Origin of the sequence: Vibrio sp. HENC-03, assembly GCF_000305755.2 — a bacterium.
Taxonomy (GTDB): Bacteria; Pseudomonadota; Gammaproteobacteria; order Enterobacterales; family Vibrionaceae; genus Vibrio; species Vibrio owensii.
Genome location: NZ_JH976047.1, coordinates 86,436 through 101,990, shown reverse-complemented (window position 1 = coordinate 101,990; position 15,555 = coordinate 86,436). Strand labels below are relative to the sequence as shown.

The window sequence follows — 15,555 nt, the reverse complement described above, 5'->3', positions numbered from 1 at the left end:
CTCACATGCGCTTTAGCATATTAAGGGTAATGTTTGCTGAGTTGTCGGCCGTTGCTTTTTTAAGATCTGAATAGACAACATCTGCCGAGCCATCTGCTTTGTCTGAAATCGTACGGATAACCACATAAGGTACTTTGAACGCATCTGCTACTTGGCCTAACGCCGCACCTTCCATTTCCACAGCCATTGCGTTGTATTCTTGGTAGATGCCCGTCACTTTCACTTTGCTTGCAATGAACTGGTCACCAGATGCGATAACGCCACGGTAAACACTCTCTTTGCCAAGCGTATCAACGGCTGCATCAAATGCGTATTTTTGCAGTGTTTTATCTGCGTAAAAGTAACGCTCTTCGTAATCAGGCAGTAGACCTTTCGGCATATTGAATGCGGTTAGATCAACATCGTGCTGAACCAAACGCGTAGAAACCACGACATCTAACGGGTCCAATTTAGGGTCGCTAGCACCAGCAATACCCGTAAAGATCAGTTGGTCAACACCGAAAGATTCGATCAGAAGAGTGGTCGTCATTGCCGCATTGACCTTACCTACGCCAGATTTCGTCACGACAACAGTTTTGCCCTCTAACTCACCCGTGTAAAAGCGATGGCTACCAATTTTCTTTACTTGTTGGTTTTGGATTTTTGGTAATAGCGCTTCAACTTCGACATCCATCGCACCGACGATACCGATGGTCGAACCTGCAACGGAAGGAAGTGAGTACGCAGCAAGCATTAGAGCAAGAGATTTCTTCAACATGGGAATCCTGAAATGTAATACGCGCCACCAAAGCGTGACGCGACGCAAATTATACAATACATCCCCAAGGGAGCAATCGTTTGCATCAATCAACTAATACTGATTGATTAAGAAATTCTCAATTAATGAGAACAACTTAGCCATTTTTACTTTTTAAAGGAGAAACCACACGATCTTTAACCCGGATCGTCGGCATAAAATAATCGCAAGCTGCACGGTTCGCGTCCGTTGGATGACCCCAAGCGCCACAAACATCAGCGCTGCTCTTCTGTCTCGTAAACTGGCGACATTGCCCGCATCGATAATTCATAACTCTTCCTTGAGTGATTTAATCCTGTCGATCAATTCTGTAGAGAATTACGCTTCATTCAGCGCGGCTTCCACAGCGGCCTTAGCGTGGATCTCTGTTGTATCGTAAAGCTTCACTTCTGTGTGTTGAGGTTCAACTAACATCGCAATCTCAGTACAACCAAGAATGACCGCTTCAGCGCCCTCTTCAACTAACTTATCGATAATAGTGAGGTACTGTTGACGGGAATCCTCACGCACTTCTCCTTTGCACAGCTCGTTATAGATAACCTCATGAACAATCGTTTGGTCATTTGAACTCGGTACGACGACATCAACACCAAATTTATCGATGAGTCGCTGCTTATAAAAGTCTTGCTCCATGGTAAAACGTGTACCAAGCAAACCAACCTTCTCAATGCCATCCGCCACCAGCTTCTCAGCGGTCGCATCAGCAATATGAACAAGCGGTACATTGACAGCTTGCTGAATTTGGTTCGCGACTTTATGCATGGTATTAGTACAAATCAGAATGAAGTCCGCACCGCCTGCTTCCACCGATTTTGCTGCTTGAGAAAGAATCGTGGCCGCGTCGTCCCATCGACCTTGATGTTGAAGGGTTTCAATTTCGGCGAAATCGACGCTGTACAAACAGATTTTTCCTGAATGCAAACCGCCTAAACGCGATTTCACTTCACGGTTAATTATTTGGTAATAGTTCGCAGTAGACTCCCATGACATACCACCAATTAGACCTATCGTTTTCATTTTCTTCCTTAATCGACGTGTACTTGAAAATCTTCACTGTAAAAAGCATCGAAGACCATTTCAATATCTCTTGGCAAAACTCGGCTTTGTGAAAGTGGTGGAATCTTATGCTGCGCGAAGAAATCGATTTCCGAAACTTCAATGTTCTCTTTAGGCTCACCAGAAACGTATTCGCACAAAAAGAACATCTTATAGATGTGGAATGGATAAGGCGGCTGATAGTCATGCATCGCTCTGTCACGAATCGCAATCAGTTTCGGTTTTGCTACCACGAGGCCAGACTCCTCCAACACTTCGCGTACCACCCCACTACTTGGCGTTTCACACACGTCAGCCCAACCACCAGGCAACGTCCACCCTCCGTCTTCGCGCTCTCTTACGAGAAGTATCTTGCCATCTTTTATCACCCCAGCACGTAGGTCGACTTTGGGTGTTGGATAGCCCGTTTCAGGGATAAACAAGTTTTGAATATCGGCAACTGACTTATCGCTGATGTCAGCAAACATCTGATGAGCGATGTCTTCTACCATTTTGAATCGCTCTAGATCGTAAGCATCTTTACTGTATGCTTCCCCTGCTTGAGCAATCGCCTGCAGCTGCTTTGCCCAATCTAACCACTTCGACATCCACTTCCCTTTTTCAACTTACCTTTGCAGAAACTAGCATAACCAACTGAAAGCAAAGTTTATTTTTGATCAAGTTTTCGCAAAGTATTTATCCGCTATATTTTTTTATAAGATAATTCGAATCTTTTCGATATTTAAAATTCAATCAAAAATATTATTACTCGTCACAAATGTTATTTATGGAACTTCATTTATTAAACACAGTTCTTAGCGCAGTATTTAATCGAAGATATTCACTTAATGCGACGCGATCGACTTCCGTCGAGACTGGTGCATTTATTATTGGATACCAGTTAACAGATTCCGCTTCTAAGCTCTGGATATCACCTTGCCAATTGGTCACCACATAATAGTGAATCAATTGCAGTTCTGTAGTTGGGTGATATAAAGAACATAAATAACCAAATTGAAGTGGCTTGATATTGAGCTCTTCTTCCAATTCTCTAAACAACGTTTGTTGTTGCGTTTCGTTAAACTCCATATGACCACCGGGTATTGCTATTGCCCCTGGGTCAGATTCCTTGTCCTTCGCTCTTGTTTCCAGCAACACTTGATCGCCCTTAACTAAGATAAATGAGACACACTCATGAACTTCCATCTTCATCGCCCTTTGATAACTGTTTTCTAGCAAACTAACATAAATCATTCCGATGATGTGAACAGCAATAGTCAATAAATTGACCACATACAACAACCTAGCTGCACGCTTAGTTGAATATGCGGAATTAGGTATTCGCTTAATCTATCAATTGTCTGTAGCCGGGTAATGATTTGTTACGACTAGGATCACAGTCTAAAAAATTTTTGTCTAATGCTAAGTCTGAAATAAATACATTGAATTCAAACGGTATTTTTATTTCATTTATAATTAAACGACGTTTTATTAGCACCACTGCTTAGTAAATCACGGTAAACACAGTTTTATTAATTACCCAAATCGGCTAGTATTTGTCTTGAAGATTTTTAAAGTCATCGATTAACCTCTCAATGTTGATTAATTTCAGCGAGTTAGTTGGCAGAACTCTACCAAATACCAAAAATGGTTCGGTAATACGTGTCACTACGCATAATAGGAAACGTTGAGAATAGAATTAAATTGATGTGCATGCTGTATTAACGACTGCAAGACGCAATCGCTGAATTTGCTACACCAAGAGTTTTATTTAGTACAAATGAAAAAGCTATTTTTATTATTGATATGGACATCGCTTACGGTTTCACCTTTTGCCTTTGCTCACCACTCATCAGCAAAAGCAACGGAAACTAAAACTACCAAGCAACTTGTTGAAAAGACATTTAAAGAAGCCAATTTGGAAGGAGTCATCGACTTTAGTTTATTCAACGATGCATTTTTAGCTTACAAAAAAGCACATGACCGTAAAAAGCCAGTATTAACCATCATCGACTACAGTAAACCCTCTACAGAAAAACGCTTTTATGTGGTCGATTTAGATAAGAAAAAACTTATCTTTAATACCTATGTTTCTCACGGCGTAAATAGTGGTAAAAAGACTGCGACAAAGTTTTCTAACGTAGTGAACTCCCGTAAGACTTCTTTAGGTACGTTCTTAACTGATACCACTTACTACGGCTCTAACGGATACTCGCTGCGACTCGATGGATTAACATCTGGTGTTAACGATAAGGCACGTGAGCGTTACATCGTGGTTCATGGCGCAGACTACGCAAACCCTTCTTTTATCAAGAAGAATGGCTATCTTGGCCGCAGTTGGGGTTGCCCAGCACTGCCACAAAAGTTATCACGAGAAATCATTGACACCATTAAAGGTGGCAGCGTTATCTACGCAAGTGCTTAACGTAGCTTTTACCAAGTTCAAAAAGGGAGCAGATTTGCTCCCTTTTTTAATAGACAAAAAACTGTTCATCCTGTTAACAAGTCGCTAGTATACGCAAGCGCCACCAATTGGCAGCAAACGAATGTCGATTCCATCTTGTGTTAGGGTTAGTTTTGGTTCACGTATTTCGCCTACTGCTTTTGTTGTCACTCTCCCTGTTCTCAGGGCAGATGTATGCTGCGCAAAATCATGAATCTGCAGATACCAACTACACAGCTTCCGAGACGTTCTACAAACTTACACAACATGACTATCATGCGTTAAAAGTCCCTTATCGAGCTTGGAATACTCGTGATGCTTGGAGCCCTGATGGTTACTACCGCCACTTAAAGCGCGACCTGTTGGGTCTACTGCCTTGCCGTCGAGCTTCTGGTAACGATGGCGAGCTGACATTGAGCGTCCTTCCCGAGTATCACCTTCTGGTCGCTTTTTTGTCCCCTTCCTTATTGGATATCGCACTCAAAGCCACACCTTTGCCAAATCGTGCACAGTTATCGGCAAGCAAAAGTGCGTTTCATCTTCCGGGATGGAAGCAAGCCAATTTACTTTACGTGTTTAAACACAGTCGCGAGGCTTAGCTCGCACATTGACTGTACTGACATTAATACGGATACCTTCAGTACTAGCCAAGGATGATCTCATCTTTACCCTGAATTAACTCGAGATCCTGATTATGAAAAAAATCGCGACTATCGCCGTTTTGGCTCTAACAACCTTATTCGCTGCGACGTCACAAGCAGCAAAACCTGAAGATATGAGTAATAGTGCGCTTCTGGAGTGTGCCAATGCTTCTAACGCTCGTGCAGCCGTTCCTGAGCATCGTGCTATGTTTCGTCATTACTTAATGGCTGAGCGCGGCTATACATTCAGCCAGCTCTCTTCTGCGGAGACCGAATTCAAAGCACAAGGCATGGATGAAACGAAGATGGAACAGTTCTACAAAACTGAGTGTAAGGAAGCAGGCGAATACCTTTACAATATCGGTTACTGATTCGCGCTCATTGCAAGCAATGTAAATACAGAAAAAGGCGCTGTGATAGCGCCTTTTTTGCTTTTCAAATTTCTTACCAGAACAATTATGGCAGTTGTGGAGTTGTTTTTGATTTGCTCCAAGCCTTACGCACTTTCACCAATACAAAGCTCATGATGGCAATGGTTAGGGTAATCACCGGTGCAGCCATCAATCCCATGGTCACAATCTTGTTTAGCTTTTCTGGTAACAATGGTAACAACAGGCCAAGACCGCACAGTAGCAGTGTCCAGAGAATCGCACTCAGCCACGCAAAGTAATGGAACTTGCTAACACGGTTCACGCGTAATCCCATCATCAATGGCAGCAACGAACGCACCACTGGAATAAAACGCGCGCAAAATAGCGCAATCAAACCATGCTTACCCAGCAGCATGTCCACTTGTTCTAAACGCTTCGCTGGTACTGCATTCACCCAGCCTTGTACTTTCGGCAAGCGGTTTAGCCATTTACCTTGCAAATATGCTGCCCAACTGCCCATTGCTGCACTGACTACAATAACCAACATGATCATAACTGGGTCAAGCACTCCAACCGCTGCCAATGTACCAGAAAGTACGACCACGCTGTCACACGGGAATGGGGCTGCAGGGATAAACCCACTTTCAAGGAAAATAAGTGCACCAACTACAAAGTAAATCAGCCCTGCACTACCCGGCGCCATCAGCGCGGTAAAGTCTTGGTGCCACAACGCAAACAGCACCTGAGTAATCGAATCAAACATAGCAAACTCCTAAACATCACAAACAAATTTAAAAACGGATGAATAGGCATCACCTAGCATGCATGAAGCGATATATGAGATTAGATTCTTGTCCTGTCCCAAGTCGATATTTCGAGCGAGGATAAAAGACATCAATAACGGGCATGGCCACTTTAGATACAAAGCGTTTATTAGAATCCGCAACTACCGTTAGCCAACGCGCAGGTACTACATCAAAGTCATCAGATTCTGGTGATGTATTGGAATGGTTAACGCGCAATGCGTTTCGACTGAATAAACTGGCGGCAATTTTACGAGATGGTGAGAATGGTGCTTTCTCAAGATGCGCTTCGCCATCAATTAAAGAAGAGGTGTAGCTGACCGCGTGGGAAAGTTTTGGTGACGGTGAAGCCTGACTCAATCCAAAAGCCATCAGCGCAACAAAAAGCCCTAACACACTGACTAGGTAAGTACGCACAGAATTCACCTAAACCACAACGATACGCTGTTGTAACTCCATGCGTGTTGATTTGCAATCTAAATTCTCAGTTGATAGTAAAAAGAGAGTTTTGCAAACCTTTGGCCGTACATTTCATGTTCAAAAGGCCGCAAAAAGTGTTCTAAGTGATACCGGATAACCGAGAAGCAATCTTAGCTACAACTTGAGCAACAAACTCAAGTTTACATCGTCCTAGTAACGCACCAGCCGTAGCTTCTGCCAACATACGTATTTCGTTTGGGTTGATACCAAGCCTTGTCAGCTCATTTAACTCAAACAATAAACCGGACTCTTGCGAACTTTGATCCCCGGGCAGAGAAACCACGTTAATGAAAATACCAACGGATGCTAAGCGATTACAAGCCGATGCAGAACCCTCTTCATGATGCCACTTAACCATCACTTTATTCGCTTCCGCGTTTTCATCTCTAAGCTTACAAACTTCAAGCCCTTCATCAATCAAGCAACGCGCAAACAAGTTCGCATTATCAACATCACTTAGCATTGTCTTGTTCCTTCTATCCAAAAGCAGCTTCTTTAATACTTCTGTCGCTACTTTAAAAATAACGTTCGCGCCTTAGTGAGTAATTTAGCGTTAAATAATGGCGGTACTGTTTGTTCCCATCGAAAAGTAATGCTTCAGGAACTAGCTCACTCACTGATGAAACGAGAACTCTTGGTACTCACCTCATCACCATGGCAAACAAATCCATCTCGCCTTCTAACTGCCCTGCAATAACGTTGTTTTCCGGGAAGTTTTCGAAGATAAAGACACGATCGCCCAGCCGCTCTACGTGGTAAAAGAGGACGTTATATCCCGAAAAGATTTCGTTATATCTGTCTGTCAGGTTGTTCGTGCTGCCACCATCAATGCGGTTTCGGTCATAGATGATGTATATCACCTGCTTGCCAAACTTCATTTGCCTTGCCATTACCTGCCACTTGGAAACCAGTTCATTTTGCTCGTTGAGAAGAGAATGGAGCACCACCACCTTGCCGCGGTAGCAGGTGACAAACGTTTTTTGATGTTCAGCATTTTCCACCGAGAGGTCATAGCGACAACCAGCACCATTGACTAGCCCATATAAAAGAAAAGCGGTGGTTAAGATGAAGCCAAGAAATGCGCCGCGTTGTAGTAGCTTAGTCATGATATGCCCCCTCATAACGCTTGCCGTTTGATGAGACGAAAATGGATGAGCCTTGCCCTGCTTTCACCTCAGAGTCGACATCCCCTCGAATTGCACAGACTTTGGATTGGCCGACAACCTCGCAATCAACATGCACCCAAGAAAAGCTGAAATACGACACCACAAACACCACATACAACAGCGATAACCAGGCGCAAAAGACGCTAATCTTGTTGACGTTTGTTTCAATACGTTTACTGATATTCCGTTCAGGCTTGGATGCAACGACTTGCTCTGTTACTTCTTCAACTTGTTCTGAATGCGACTCTCCAGACCCCATACACTCTACTTCCAGTTGATAACCTTGGCGGGGGACATTAACGATCTTGATCTTTTCCGGTTCGAGTACTTTACGCAGGTTTGAAATCGCGACGGGCAATGAGTTGGAGCCGATGATCTCGGGGTTTCCCCATGCTGCGCGAATTAGAGCATCTTTAGATACCACCTTACCTAAGTTGGTAACTAACGTTTTTAAGACATCACTTTCTTTCGTTGTAATGTTGTAGCGTTTACCGCTTTCCACAATGAGTTCACAAGCGTGCTGTTGCACCTTGAGTAAACACGATCCCACTTGAACTTCGTGCGCTTCAAATTCCTCGAATACAGGGCTGGTAATCTTCATTGTGACCCCCACTTTTATTCATCCTGTTTGGTAAGTAGCAAAAGCTAAGCCAAGCCCTAAAAGTATCACTGCGACAACCTTTATCCATTGAGGCCATGTCTATTGAAGTCGCTGTCTAACAGTCAACTTGCTTCAGTAATAGATGAGCATGAGGGAGATTGCTCTCACCTACTTGGGCGCTAGGTTCTGGGTTCTGGGTTCTGGGTTCTGGGTTCTCAAATTGAATGTCAAAAAGAGAATTTTTGTCTCAAAGAAGAAACCTAGCTGGATAAATGAGCAATAAATTACTTATTTTATCCGATGATTTTCATCAATCATTAGTGCCCAGCGAGATTCATGACTGGTCCACTCGCTAAATACACGCTTGGTACGCCTTATGCTTCTTCAGTGTGTAACCCCGTCAGAAATAAGAGTTAGCCAACAATAAAAACAACACAACCGCTAAAGGCTAGTGCAACAAAAAACGAATCCAGTCGCTTATAAGTCACAACTCGGAATCATTTATGAAAGCACTTTTATTGTTAGTCACATGCTCAACGCTTTTTCTTACTGCCTGTAATGACACCGAAACAGGCACGGAGCTAGTTACGCCACCGCAACAACAAGAAGTTGAACTGCCGAAAACCCCAGATGTAGAACCGACACCAGACCCAATTCAACCGCCAGAGAGTGAAAAACCACCACTTCCGCCCGTTGATACGCCGCCAGTTATGCCACCAAAGGCCGAACCGAAACCCGATCCGGTGCCAGAAAAGCAGCCTGATCAAAACCAGGACAAACAACCTGACGAGAATACAACGCAGCAACCTGACCAAAACCAAGACAAACAACCAGAACCACCAGTGGTAGCGCCAGACCCAACACCTGTGCCTGTGCCGCCAAGTGCCTTTACACTGACTGCTCCGACTTTAGTAACTGGGAAAACGTTCTTGTTTCAGTGGCAAACCAGTCAAAACGCTGACGAGTACACGTTGTGCAGAAAAAACACGACAGCAACGGATAATTGCGACGTCTTGTCTAGTGGATTAACCGAGGCCAATAAACAAGTTGAGCTCAACAGCTTGTTATCCACCAACGAGACGTATTTTGTGGTGGCTAGCAACAAAGATGGCGACCAGAAAAGTAACGAAGTATCTATTGAACCAAGCGCTTTATTGAATGCCATTGGCTTGTTGAAAGCTTCCAACACCGACAGTAATGACAATTACGGCAACGCTGTCGCGGTGAGCAACGATGGCTCGACTATCGCAGTGAGTGCTTTCAAAGAGAGCGGCATAGCCAATGATCCTACTGCAAACAGTGCTGCACTATCTGGAGCCATATATGTTTATCGAAAAACAAACGGTATTTGGAATGAAGTTGCTTACCTTAAAGCGCCGAATGCCGATGACAAAGATGAGTTTGGTTACGCGATTGCTCTGAGCGGAGATGGCAACACGCTTGCTGTCAGTACGATAAACGAAGCCTCGTCTGCAACGGGTATCGATGGTAACCAGTTGGATAACCTAGCGCCTGCGTCCGGTGCTGTTTATCTATACGTTAACAGTGGGTCTTCTTGGCAATCGCAAGCTTACATTAAATCCTCAAACAGCAACCTTGTTGATTCATTTGGCTTCTCAGTATCACTGGATTCAGACGGTACGACGTTACTTGTTGGTGCACCTGGAGAAAGCTCTTCAGCTCAGTCCATCAATGGTGACGAGACAGATAACACAGGCAGTTTGTCTGGTGCGGCCTACGTGTTTGAATTGCAAAACAACCAGTGGGCGCAAACCGCGTACTTGAAGTCAACAAACTCAGACAAGCTTGACTCGTTCGGCTACGACGTGGCCCTAAGCGAAGACGGATTAACCGCGGTAGTAGGCTCACCGGGTGAAGATTCAAATGCAACCAGCGTCAATGGTGACGAGATGGATAATAGCAGTGATAACTCAGGTTCGGCCTATGTCTTTGTTCATAACGGTACAACTTGGGCTCAAGATTCCTATTTAAAAGCCTCAAACTCGGATTCTGAAGACCAGTTTGGACACTCAGTCGACGTAAACTCAGATGGCACCGTGATAGCGATTGGCGCTTTCAACGAAGCGTCTGACAGTGAGATAAACGGCAATGAATCAGACAACTCAGCTTCTGGCGCCGGTGCCGCTTACCTCTTCTACAAATCGCAAGCGGGTTGGCAACAAGAAGATTACATGAAAGCCGTTAACTCCGATGCTTCTGACAAGTTCGGTTCCGATGTTCAACTGAGCAGCAATGGCAAAGCGCTTGTTGTTGGCGCCCCAGATGAAGCCTCATCTAGCCAAGGTTTGGATGGTGACGTGCAATTGAATGACGCAAGTACAGCTGGTGCAGTTTATCTCTTTACCGATGTTGAAGGAACTTGGCAGCAAACAGAATACATCAAATCCCGCAATACGGATGCAGGCGATGGATTTGGCGGTGCTATCGCCATCAGTGGTGATGGTAATACCTTGGTCGTCGGCGCAAAAGACGAAGCGTCTGACGGGTCTGATTTCAACGACAACAGTAGCTCGGGTTCGGGCGCAGCTTACATCTACTAAACATATGAGGAGATGAACCATGCTAACGACTAAACCTACAGTCTTAGTCATTGACGATACGCCCGAGCACATTCAGATCATCTCTAAAGTGCTGAACGAAGAATACCAAGTCAAAGCTGCGATCAACGGTGAACGCGGCTTGCAAATTGCACTTCAAGAGCCAAAACCTGACCTCATCTTGCTCGACATTGTCATGCCGGAAATGAACGGCTTTGAGGTATGTAAGCGTTTGAAGTCGAACCCTTTGACTAGCGCGATTCCGGTCATGTTTCTAACCGCGCAATCCGATGACGATGATGAACAGTTCGGCTTTGATATTGGCGCGGTGGATTACATCACCAAACCGATTAGCCCAGCCATACTTCGAGTAAGAGTGCGATCACAGCTGCTGGCTTACAGTAAAAGCCGAATGCTAGCAGCTCAAGTCAAAGAGAAAACCGCCCTTCTTGCTCGAAACCAACTCGAGATCATCAACTGCTTAGCAAGGGCTGGCGAGTACAAAGACAACGAAACAGGCATGCACGTGATTCGAATGAGTCACTACAGCCGATTGCTGGCAGAAGCCATTGGCGCTGATGAGGAATGGTGTGAGCTGCTCTTTACTGCCGCCCCCATGCATGACATTGGTAAAATAGGAACACCTGATGCCGTACTACTTAAGCCCTCTCGCCTCGATGAAGATGAGTGGGAAGAGATGCAACGACACGTGGAATATGGTTATGAAATCCTCGGCAAGCACGATTCTCCTCTCCTGAACCTTGCGAGAGAAGTCGTCATCGCGCATCACGAGAAGTGGGATGGAAGCGGTTACCCGAAAGGTATTTCTGGGGAGCAGATTCCCCTTTCTGCTCGAATCGTTGCCATTGCAGACGTGTTCGACGCTTTAACCAGTGAACGACCTTATAAACGAGCCTGGTCAATTCCCGAAGCATGCGCGCTTCTGACTAAGGAATCGGGTACCCACTTTGACCCAAAACTGGTGCCTGTTTTTATCTCTCTCATTCCCGAAATCAAACAAATCATGGCGCGTTATTCGGATATTGAGCCTCAGGCCTTAAGAGTTAATGCGTAATGACTAGGGAAGGCGAAAGCAAAGTCTCGAGACAAGCAAAACGAACCCTATTGAGTTTTGGGTTCGTTATTGCGCTGTTTTGTATCGTGGGCTTGTTCGCTGGTTTCAGTATCAATAAAACCTTTGGTTCAATCGAGAGGTACGGTCTCGCGGGGCAACTCTTGTTAGCACTTGATAACGCGAGATTATATGAGCTCACCTACACACGCGATCGCCAGTTGGAAGACGCAGCTAAGGCAGAGCGTTTTATCGAAGAGACCAAAAAACTCGCGCAGAGCTTTGAAGATAACTCGGTGTCAAACGACCTCATCGATGAATCTTTACTTAGCTACGTAGAAGATTATCAAGAGCTCTTCACCCAATATAAAACCCTCACAGAACAACAGAAACAAAGCCTTTCTGTGATGGAAAAGGATGCGACAACCGTTGCCACACAAACCCGAGAGTTACAAAAACGCCTCGCTTCGAAAGTCGTATCAGACAAAGAGGAAGAACTTCAAAACCGAGACATGATGGTTCGTGTGGCCGAGCACGAATCACTCAGCTACGAGATAAACTTAACCGCCCAGTCCATTCGCTCTGCGAGTTTAGAGTTTCTTCTATTCGGCAGAGACAGCGACCTCAGCGATGCTATCAAGTACACGGACGAGCTTGAGCAGCTCACAGAAACGCTCTCTGAAGCGCTGCACAACAAATACGAATTAACCCTCGTTCAAGCGTTAAAGAACTCGCAAAAGCGCTACTCATCAGCCTTAAGCTTGGTAAATCAAAGCGCAGACAACGAAGCCACATCTAAAAACCTGAGATCCTCTTCTGAACAACTCGCTCGGAGCGTTGATGCATTGCGTGAACGCATCAGGCAGGACCTGATTCAAGCGCAAGCCAATGTTGCCGACCTAGAAAGTGACATGAACATGAGCCTTGAAGCAGGCATCCAAGCGACGCTACTTAAACAATCAGTCGGAAAGGCGAGACAAGCAGATCGCGACTTCATGATCTCGACTCGAGCCGAAGAAAAGGAAAAACACAAACTGATTGTGTTAGAGGCGTTAGCGAAAGCACAAGCACACACACGTAGCATCCAATCTTTTTTGGTTGAAGAGAGCAATAATGCGCTGTTTGAATCTGTGCCTAGCTCTATTGAGGCTTATAAGCTGCACTTTTTAGATGTCGTCGAGGTATCCCAACAACTGAACGACATTGCAGGCAAAATGGTCATGGCCGCGACCAAAGCAGACGACCAGCTTGATCATTTAAGAGAGCTGCGTTTTGCAGAGGTGTCGCAATTCAAACAAGTGTCGCAATATCTCATTTATTCGGCGTTCGTGTTCATTTTGGCGATCATCTTACTCGCCTATACCATGCGCCGATCCCAAATCGAACTTCAGGCGATGGCGGCTACATTGCAAGAAGCACGTGATGATGCCGAATCTGCCAATCAAGCCAAATCGAGCTTCCTAGCCAACATGAGCCATGAGATCAGAACGCCGATGAATGCCATCATAGGCATGAGTCATCTTGTTCTTGAATCAGAGCTCAATAAACACCAAAAGAACTACATTGAGAAGGTGCATCGCTCAGCGAAATCCTTGTTACGATTGTTGAATGACATATTGGACTTTTCGAAAGTAGAAGCAGGAAAACTAGAGCTCGAGCGTACGCCCTTCTCCCTCGATGAATTACTCGATCAAGCCATCGATATTTTGTCCGTCAAATCACAGGATAAATCTCTCGACCTATTACTATCTGTCGATCAGAACTTACCGCAAACCTTGATAGGCGACCCTTATCGCGTCAAACAAATCATCCTCAACTTAGGGTTTAATGCCATCAAGTTTACTCATCAAGGCAAAGTCACATTACGTTTGAATTTGCTTCGTAAAACCAAGCAATACAGTACCTTGGAGTTAGTTGTCGAGGATGAGGGTATCGGCATGACACCCGGACAGATCAACAAGCTGTTTAATAGTTTCTCTCAAGCAGACACTTCAACAACGCGCAAATACGGTGGTTCAGGGCTCGGTTTGGCCATTACGAAAAACATCATAGACTTGATGAAGGGGACAATCTCAGTGACCAGTACGCTAGGAAAAGGCTCAACCTTTAAAGTTCAATTTGAACTCGAATATTGCAATGAAGACGTTCCGTGTCCAAACTTCGACCACGTGCCTAACCGCGCGTTTTTGGTCGATGCTTGTAAAGAGTCTCGCTTGCTCATACAAGGTCAATTGCAACAACTGAATATCCAATGCGAGGACTTTGCTGACCTAAAAGACATGATAGATTCTGAACTTAAGCTCCCTCCACTCCTTTTGGTCACCCTACCCGCCCAATCCCACTTAATTACCAAGATGCTCTCTCAGCTTCGAAGCCTTGATGTGCCGAATAGCAAAGTGCTTTTGGTCACTAATACCAGTGTTGCGCACGTTCTACACCAATTGGACTCTATTGACGTCAAATATGATGAGCTACTCAGGAAACCTTTCACAACTACAGTGCTTTCTGAGTGCTTGGATACCCTTTTCCAAAGTGAGAGTGAAGCGCCTTCTCCTGCCACCACAAGTTCAGGTTCAAGCTTGACGAAAAAACGAATTCTTGTTGTTGAAGACCATCGAATTAATCAAGAGTTAGTGCGAGATGTATTAGTCAATGTGGGCTGCGTTGTGCAAATTGCCAACCACGGTAAAGAAGCCTTAGAGCTTTTGGTTAAACACAACTTCGATGCCGTGTTAATGGATTGCCAGATGCCAATTATGGATGGATATCAGGCGACCCAAAACATCCGACAGAAGCTAAAGCTTACCGAGTTGCCAATTATCGCATTAACGGCCAATACCTTAGCTGAAGATGAGAAAAAAGCCCTCGATGCAGGCATGAATTGTGTGCTGCATAAACCCATAGATATTCCATTGTTGAAATCAACATTAGCGAAGCTACTGTGTACTAATGGCGGCGATAGTATTGAGACGCAAACGCCTACAAATGAGATGCCAATTGCCATCAAAGAAGCGCTTTCTCAAATACCTGAACTGAATATTGAACAAGGCATCAGAGTCACAGCAGGAAATAGCACGCTGTATCTGTCGGTACTACAAAAGTTTGCTCACCAATACAAATCGTTTAGCTTCGATGAAATGAGTACTACTGAGGTAGACAGAGCCATTCATACCATCAAAGGGCTCAGTGGCAGTGTCGGACTCAAGCAAATTCAAGCACTATGCACGCGATTAGAAAAAGAGAACGTCAGTGCAAAAGACAAAGCACTTCTTGTCCAGTCCTTATCAAGCGTCTGTACTCAGGTGTTGTCAGCCATTGAAAGCAATACAAAAGAAAACCCTGTTCATATTGACGAATCATTCAATCCAGAGACGTTCGAAATGTTGAAACGCCTACTGCTAAATGATGATACCGAGGTGCTTAATCACTTGAGTAGCGTTCATAGCGGCAAACAACTCGGATTGGCGGCCTCTTGTTTCGATAAATTTAAAAGAGCAGCGGAACAATATGATTTCTCCCTCGCGCTTGAAATCCTCAATACATCCGATGGTTTGAGTAACTCATGAGGGAGTTGTGGTGAAACCCACGA

The 15,555-nt window shown here is 44.7% G+C and carries 15 protein-coding genes; 6 read left to right on the top strand and 9 right to left on the bottom strand.

The genetic code is table 11. The features are described 5' to 3' along the window. Position 1 precedes the first annotated feature (1 nt). The 4 genes from VCHENC03_RS24730 to VCHENC03_RS0125160 form a co-directional block, all read right to left on the bottom strand. Entirely contained in the window at positions 2–757 is a 756-nt protein-coding gene (locus VCHENC03_RS24730) for a 5'-methylthioadenosine/adenosylhomocysteine nucleosidase (RefSeq protein ID WP_009704133.1), read from the bottom strand. Positions 758–1,114: 357 nt separating this feature from the next. Further along, the gene (locus VCHENC03_RS24735; RefSeq protein WP_009704132.1) at positions 1,115–1,813 is read right to left on the bottom strand and encodes an aspartate/glutamate racemase family protein; all 699 of its coding nucleotides are present in this window, start codon (positions 1,811–1,813) and stop codon (positions 1,115–1,117) included. An 8-nt stretch (positions 1,814–1,821) separates the two neighbouring features. Continuing rightward, positions 1,822–2,439, bottom strand: coding sequence for an NUDIX hydrolase (locus VCHENC03_RS24740; RefSeq protein ID WP_009704131.1), 618 nt, complete (start codon positions 2,437–2,439; stop codon positions 1,822–1,824). A 187-nt stretch (positions 2,440–2,626) separates the two neighbouring features. Next, positions 2,627–3,037: an NUDIX hydrolase gene (locus tag VCHENC03_RS0125160; protein ID WP_032801942.1), complete on the bottom strand. Its 411-nt coding sequence runs from the start codon at positions 3,035–3,037 to the stop codon at positions 2,627–2,629. A gap of 574 nt (positions 3,038–3,611) precedes the next feature. Between VCHENC03_RS0125160 and VCHENC03_RS24745 the strand changes: the two genes are divergently transcribed. The 3 genes from VCHENC03_RS24745 to VCHENC03_RS24755 all read left to right on the top strand — a co-directional run bounded on the left by VCHENC03_RS24745 (position 3,612) and on the right by VCHENC03_RS24755 (position 5,286). Further along, positions 3,612–4,256 (top strand): murein L,D-transpeptidase catalytic domain family protein, encoded by a 645-nt coding sequence (locus VCHENC03_RS24745; RefSeq protein ID WP_009704129.1) that lies wholly within the window; start codon positions 3,612–3,614, stop codon positions 4,254–4,256. A gap of 209 nt (positions 4,257–4,465) precedes the next feature. After that, complete coding sequence (locus tag VCHENC03_RS24750) at positions 4,466–4,873, top strand: hypothetical protein (protein WP_009704128.1); 408 nt, start codon at positions 4,466–4,468, stop codon at positions 4,871–4,873. A 95-nt stretch (positions 4,874–4,968) separates the two neighbouring features. Continuing rightward, positions 4,969–5,286, top strand: a complete 318-nt coding sequence (locus VCHENC03_RS24755) for a hypothetical protein (RefSeq protein ID WP_009704127.1) — start codon at positions 4,969–4,971, stop codon at positions 5,284–5,286. A gap of 85 nt (positions 5,287–5,371) precedes the next feature. On the opposite strand, the gene VCHENC03_RS24760 is transcribed toward VCHENC03_RS24755, so the two are convergent. From VCHENC03_RS24760 to VCHENC03_RS24780, 5 genes are all read right to left on the bottom strand, one after another. Continuing rightward, entirely contained in the window at positions 5,372–6,049 is a 678-nt protein-coding gene (locus VCHENC03_RS24760; protein WP_005435728.1) for a DedA family protein, read from the bottom strand. A gap of 49 nt (positions 6,050–6,098) precedes the next feature. Then, positions 6,099–6,506, bottom strand: coding sequence for a hypothetical protein (locus tag VCHENC03_RS24765; protein WP_009704126.1), 408 nt, complete (start codon positions 6,504–6,506; stop codon positions 6,099–6,101). A gap of 142 nt (positions 6,507–6,648) precedes the next feature. After that, entirely contained in the window at positions 6,649–7,032 is a 384-nt protein-coding gene (locus VCHENC03_RS24770) for a hypothetical protein (RefSeq protein ID WP_009704125.1), read from the bottom strand. Positions 7,033–7,210: 178 nt separating this feature from the next. After that, entirely contained in the window at positions 7,211–7,675 is a 465-nt protein-coding gene (locus tag VCHENC03_RS24775) for a hypothetical protein (protein WP_009704124.1), read from the bottom strand. Further along, positions 7,668–8,336, bottom strand: coding sequence for a winged helix-turn-helix domain-containing protein (locus VCHENC03_RS24780; RefSeq protein ID WP_009704123.1), 669 nt, complete (start codon positions 8,334–8,336; stop codon positions 7,668–7,670). Before VCHENC03_RS24780 ends, VCHENC03_RS24775 begins: the two co-directional genes overlap by 8 nt. A 503-nt stretch (positions 8,337–8,839) precedes the next feature. Between VCHENC03_RS24780 and VCHENC03_RS24785 the strand changes: the two genes are divergently transcribed. Genes VCHENC03_RS24785 through VCHENC03_RS24795 form a run of 3 tightly spaced genes read left to right on the top strand, consistent with a single transcriptional unit; the run spans position 8,840 to position 15,532 of the window. Beyond that, positions 8,840–10,897 carry a hypothetical protein gene (locus VCHENC03_RS24785; protein ID WP_009704122.1) on the top strand — a complete coding sequence of 686 codons (2,058 nt, stop codon included), beginning with the start codon at positions 8,840–8,842 and terminating at the stop codon, positions 10,895–10,897. A gap of 19 nt (positions 10,898–10,916) precedes the next feature. Continuing rightward, the gene (locus VCHENC03_RS24790; protein WP_009704121.1) at positions 10,917–11,969 is read left to right on the top strand and encodes a response regulator; all 1,053 of its coding nucleotides are present in this window, start codon (positions 10,917–10,919) and stop codon (positions 11,967–11,969) included. Further along, entirely contained in the window at positions 11,969–15,532 is a 3,564-nt protein-coding gene (locus VCHENC03_RS24795) for a response regulator (RefSeq protein ID WP_009704120.1), read from the top strand. The genes VCHENC03_RS24790 and VCHENC03_RS24795 overlap by 1 nt, the downstream gene beginning before the upstream one ends. The last annotated feature ends 23 nt before the right edge of the window (positions 15,533–15,555 follow it).

Coding starts and splice junctions, on each gene's coding strand:
- VCHENC03_RS24730 (WP_009704133.1), bottom strand. CDS start 757: ATGTTGAAGAAATCTCTTGCTCTAATGCTTGCTGCGTACTCACTTCCT.
- VCHENC03_RS24735 (WP_009704132.1), bottom strand. CDS start 1,813: ATGAAAACGATAGGTCTAATTGGTGGTATGTCATGGGAGTCTACTGCG.
- VCHENC03_RS24740 (WP_009704131.1), bottom strand. CDS start 2,439: ATGTCGAAGTGGTTAGATTGGGCAAAGCAGCTGCAGGCGATTGCTCAA.
- VCHENC03_RS0125160 (WP_032801942.1), bottom strand. CDS start 3,037: ATGGAAGTTCATGAGTGTGTCTCATTTATCTTAGTTAAGGGCGATCAA.
- VCHENC03_RS24745 (WP_009704129.1), top strand. CDS start 3,612: ATGAAAAAGCTATTTTTATTATTGATATGGACATCGCTTACGGTTTCA.
- VCHENC03_RS24750 (WP_009704128.1), top strand. CDS start 4,466: ATGTATGCTGCGCAAAATCATGAATCTGCAGATACCAACTACACAGCT.
- VCHENC03_RS24755 (WP_009704127.1), top strand. CDS start 4,969: ATGAAAAAAATCGCGACTATCGCCGTTTTGGCTCTAACAACCTTATTC.
- VCHENC03_RS24760 (WP_005435728.1), bottom strand. CDS start 6,049: ATGTTTGATTCGATTACTCAGGTGCTGTTTGCGTTGTGGCACCAAGAC.
- VCHENC03_RS24770 (WP_009704125.1), bottom strand. CDS start 7,032: ATGCTAAGTGATGTTGATAATGCGAACTTGTTTGCGCGTTGCTTGATT.
- VCHENC03_RS24775 (WP_009704124.1), bottom strand. CDS start 7,675: ATGACTAAGCTACTACAACGCGGCGCATTTCTTGGCTTCATCTTAACC.
- VCHENC03_RS24780 (WP_009704123.1), bottom strand. CDS start 8,336: ATGAAGATTACCAGCCCTGTATTCGAGGAATTTGAAGCGCACGAAGTT.
- VCHENC03_RS24785 (WP_009704122.1), top strand. CDS start 8,840: ATGAAAGCACTTTTATTGTTAGTCACATGCTCAACGCTTTTTCTTACT.
- VCHENC03_RS24790 (WP_009704121.1), top strand. CDS start 10,917: ATGCTAACGACTAAACCTACAGTCTTAGTCATTGACGATACGCCCGAG.
- VCHENC03_RS24795 (WP_009704120.1), top strand. CDS start 11,969: ATGACTAGGGAAGGCGAAAGCAAAGTCTCGAGACAAGCAAAACGAACC.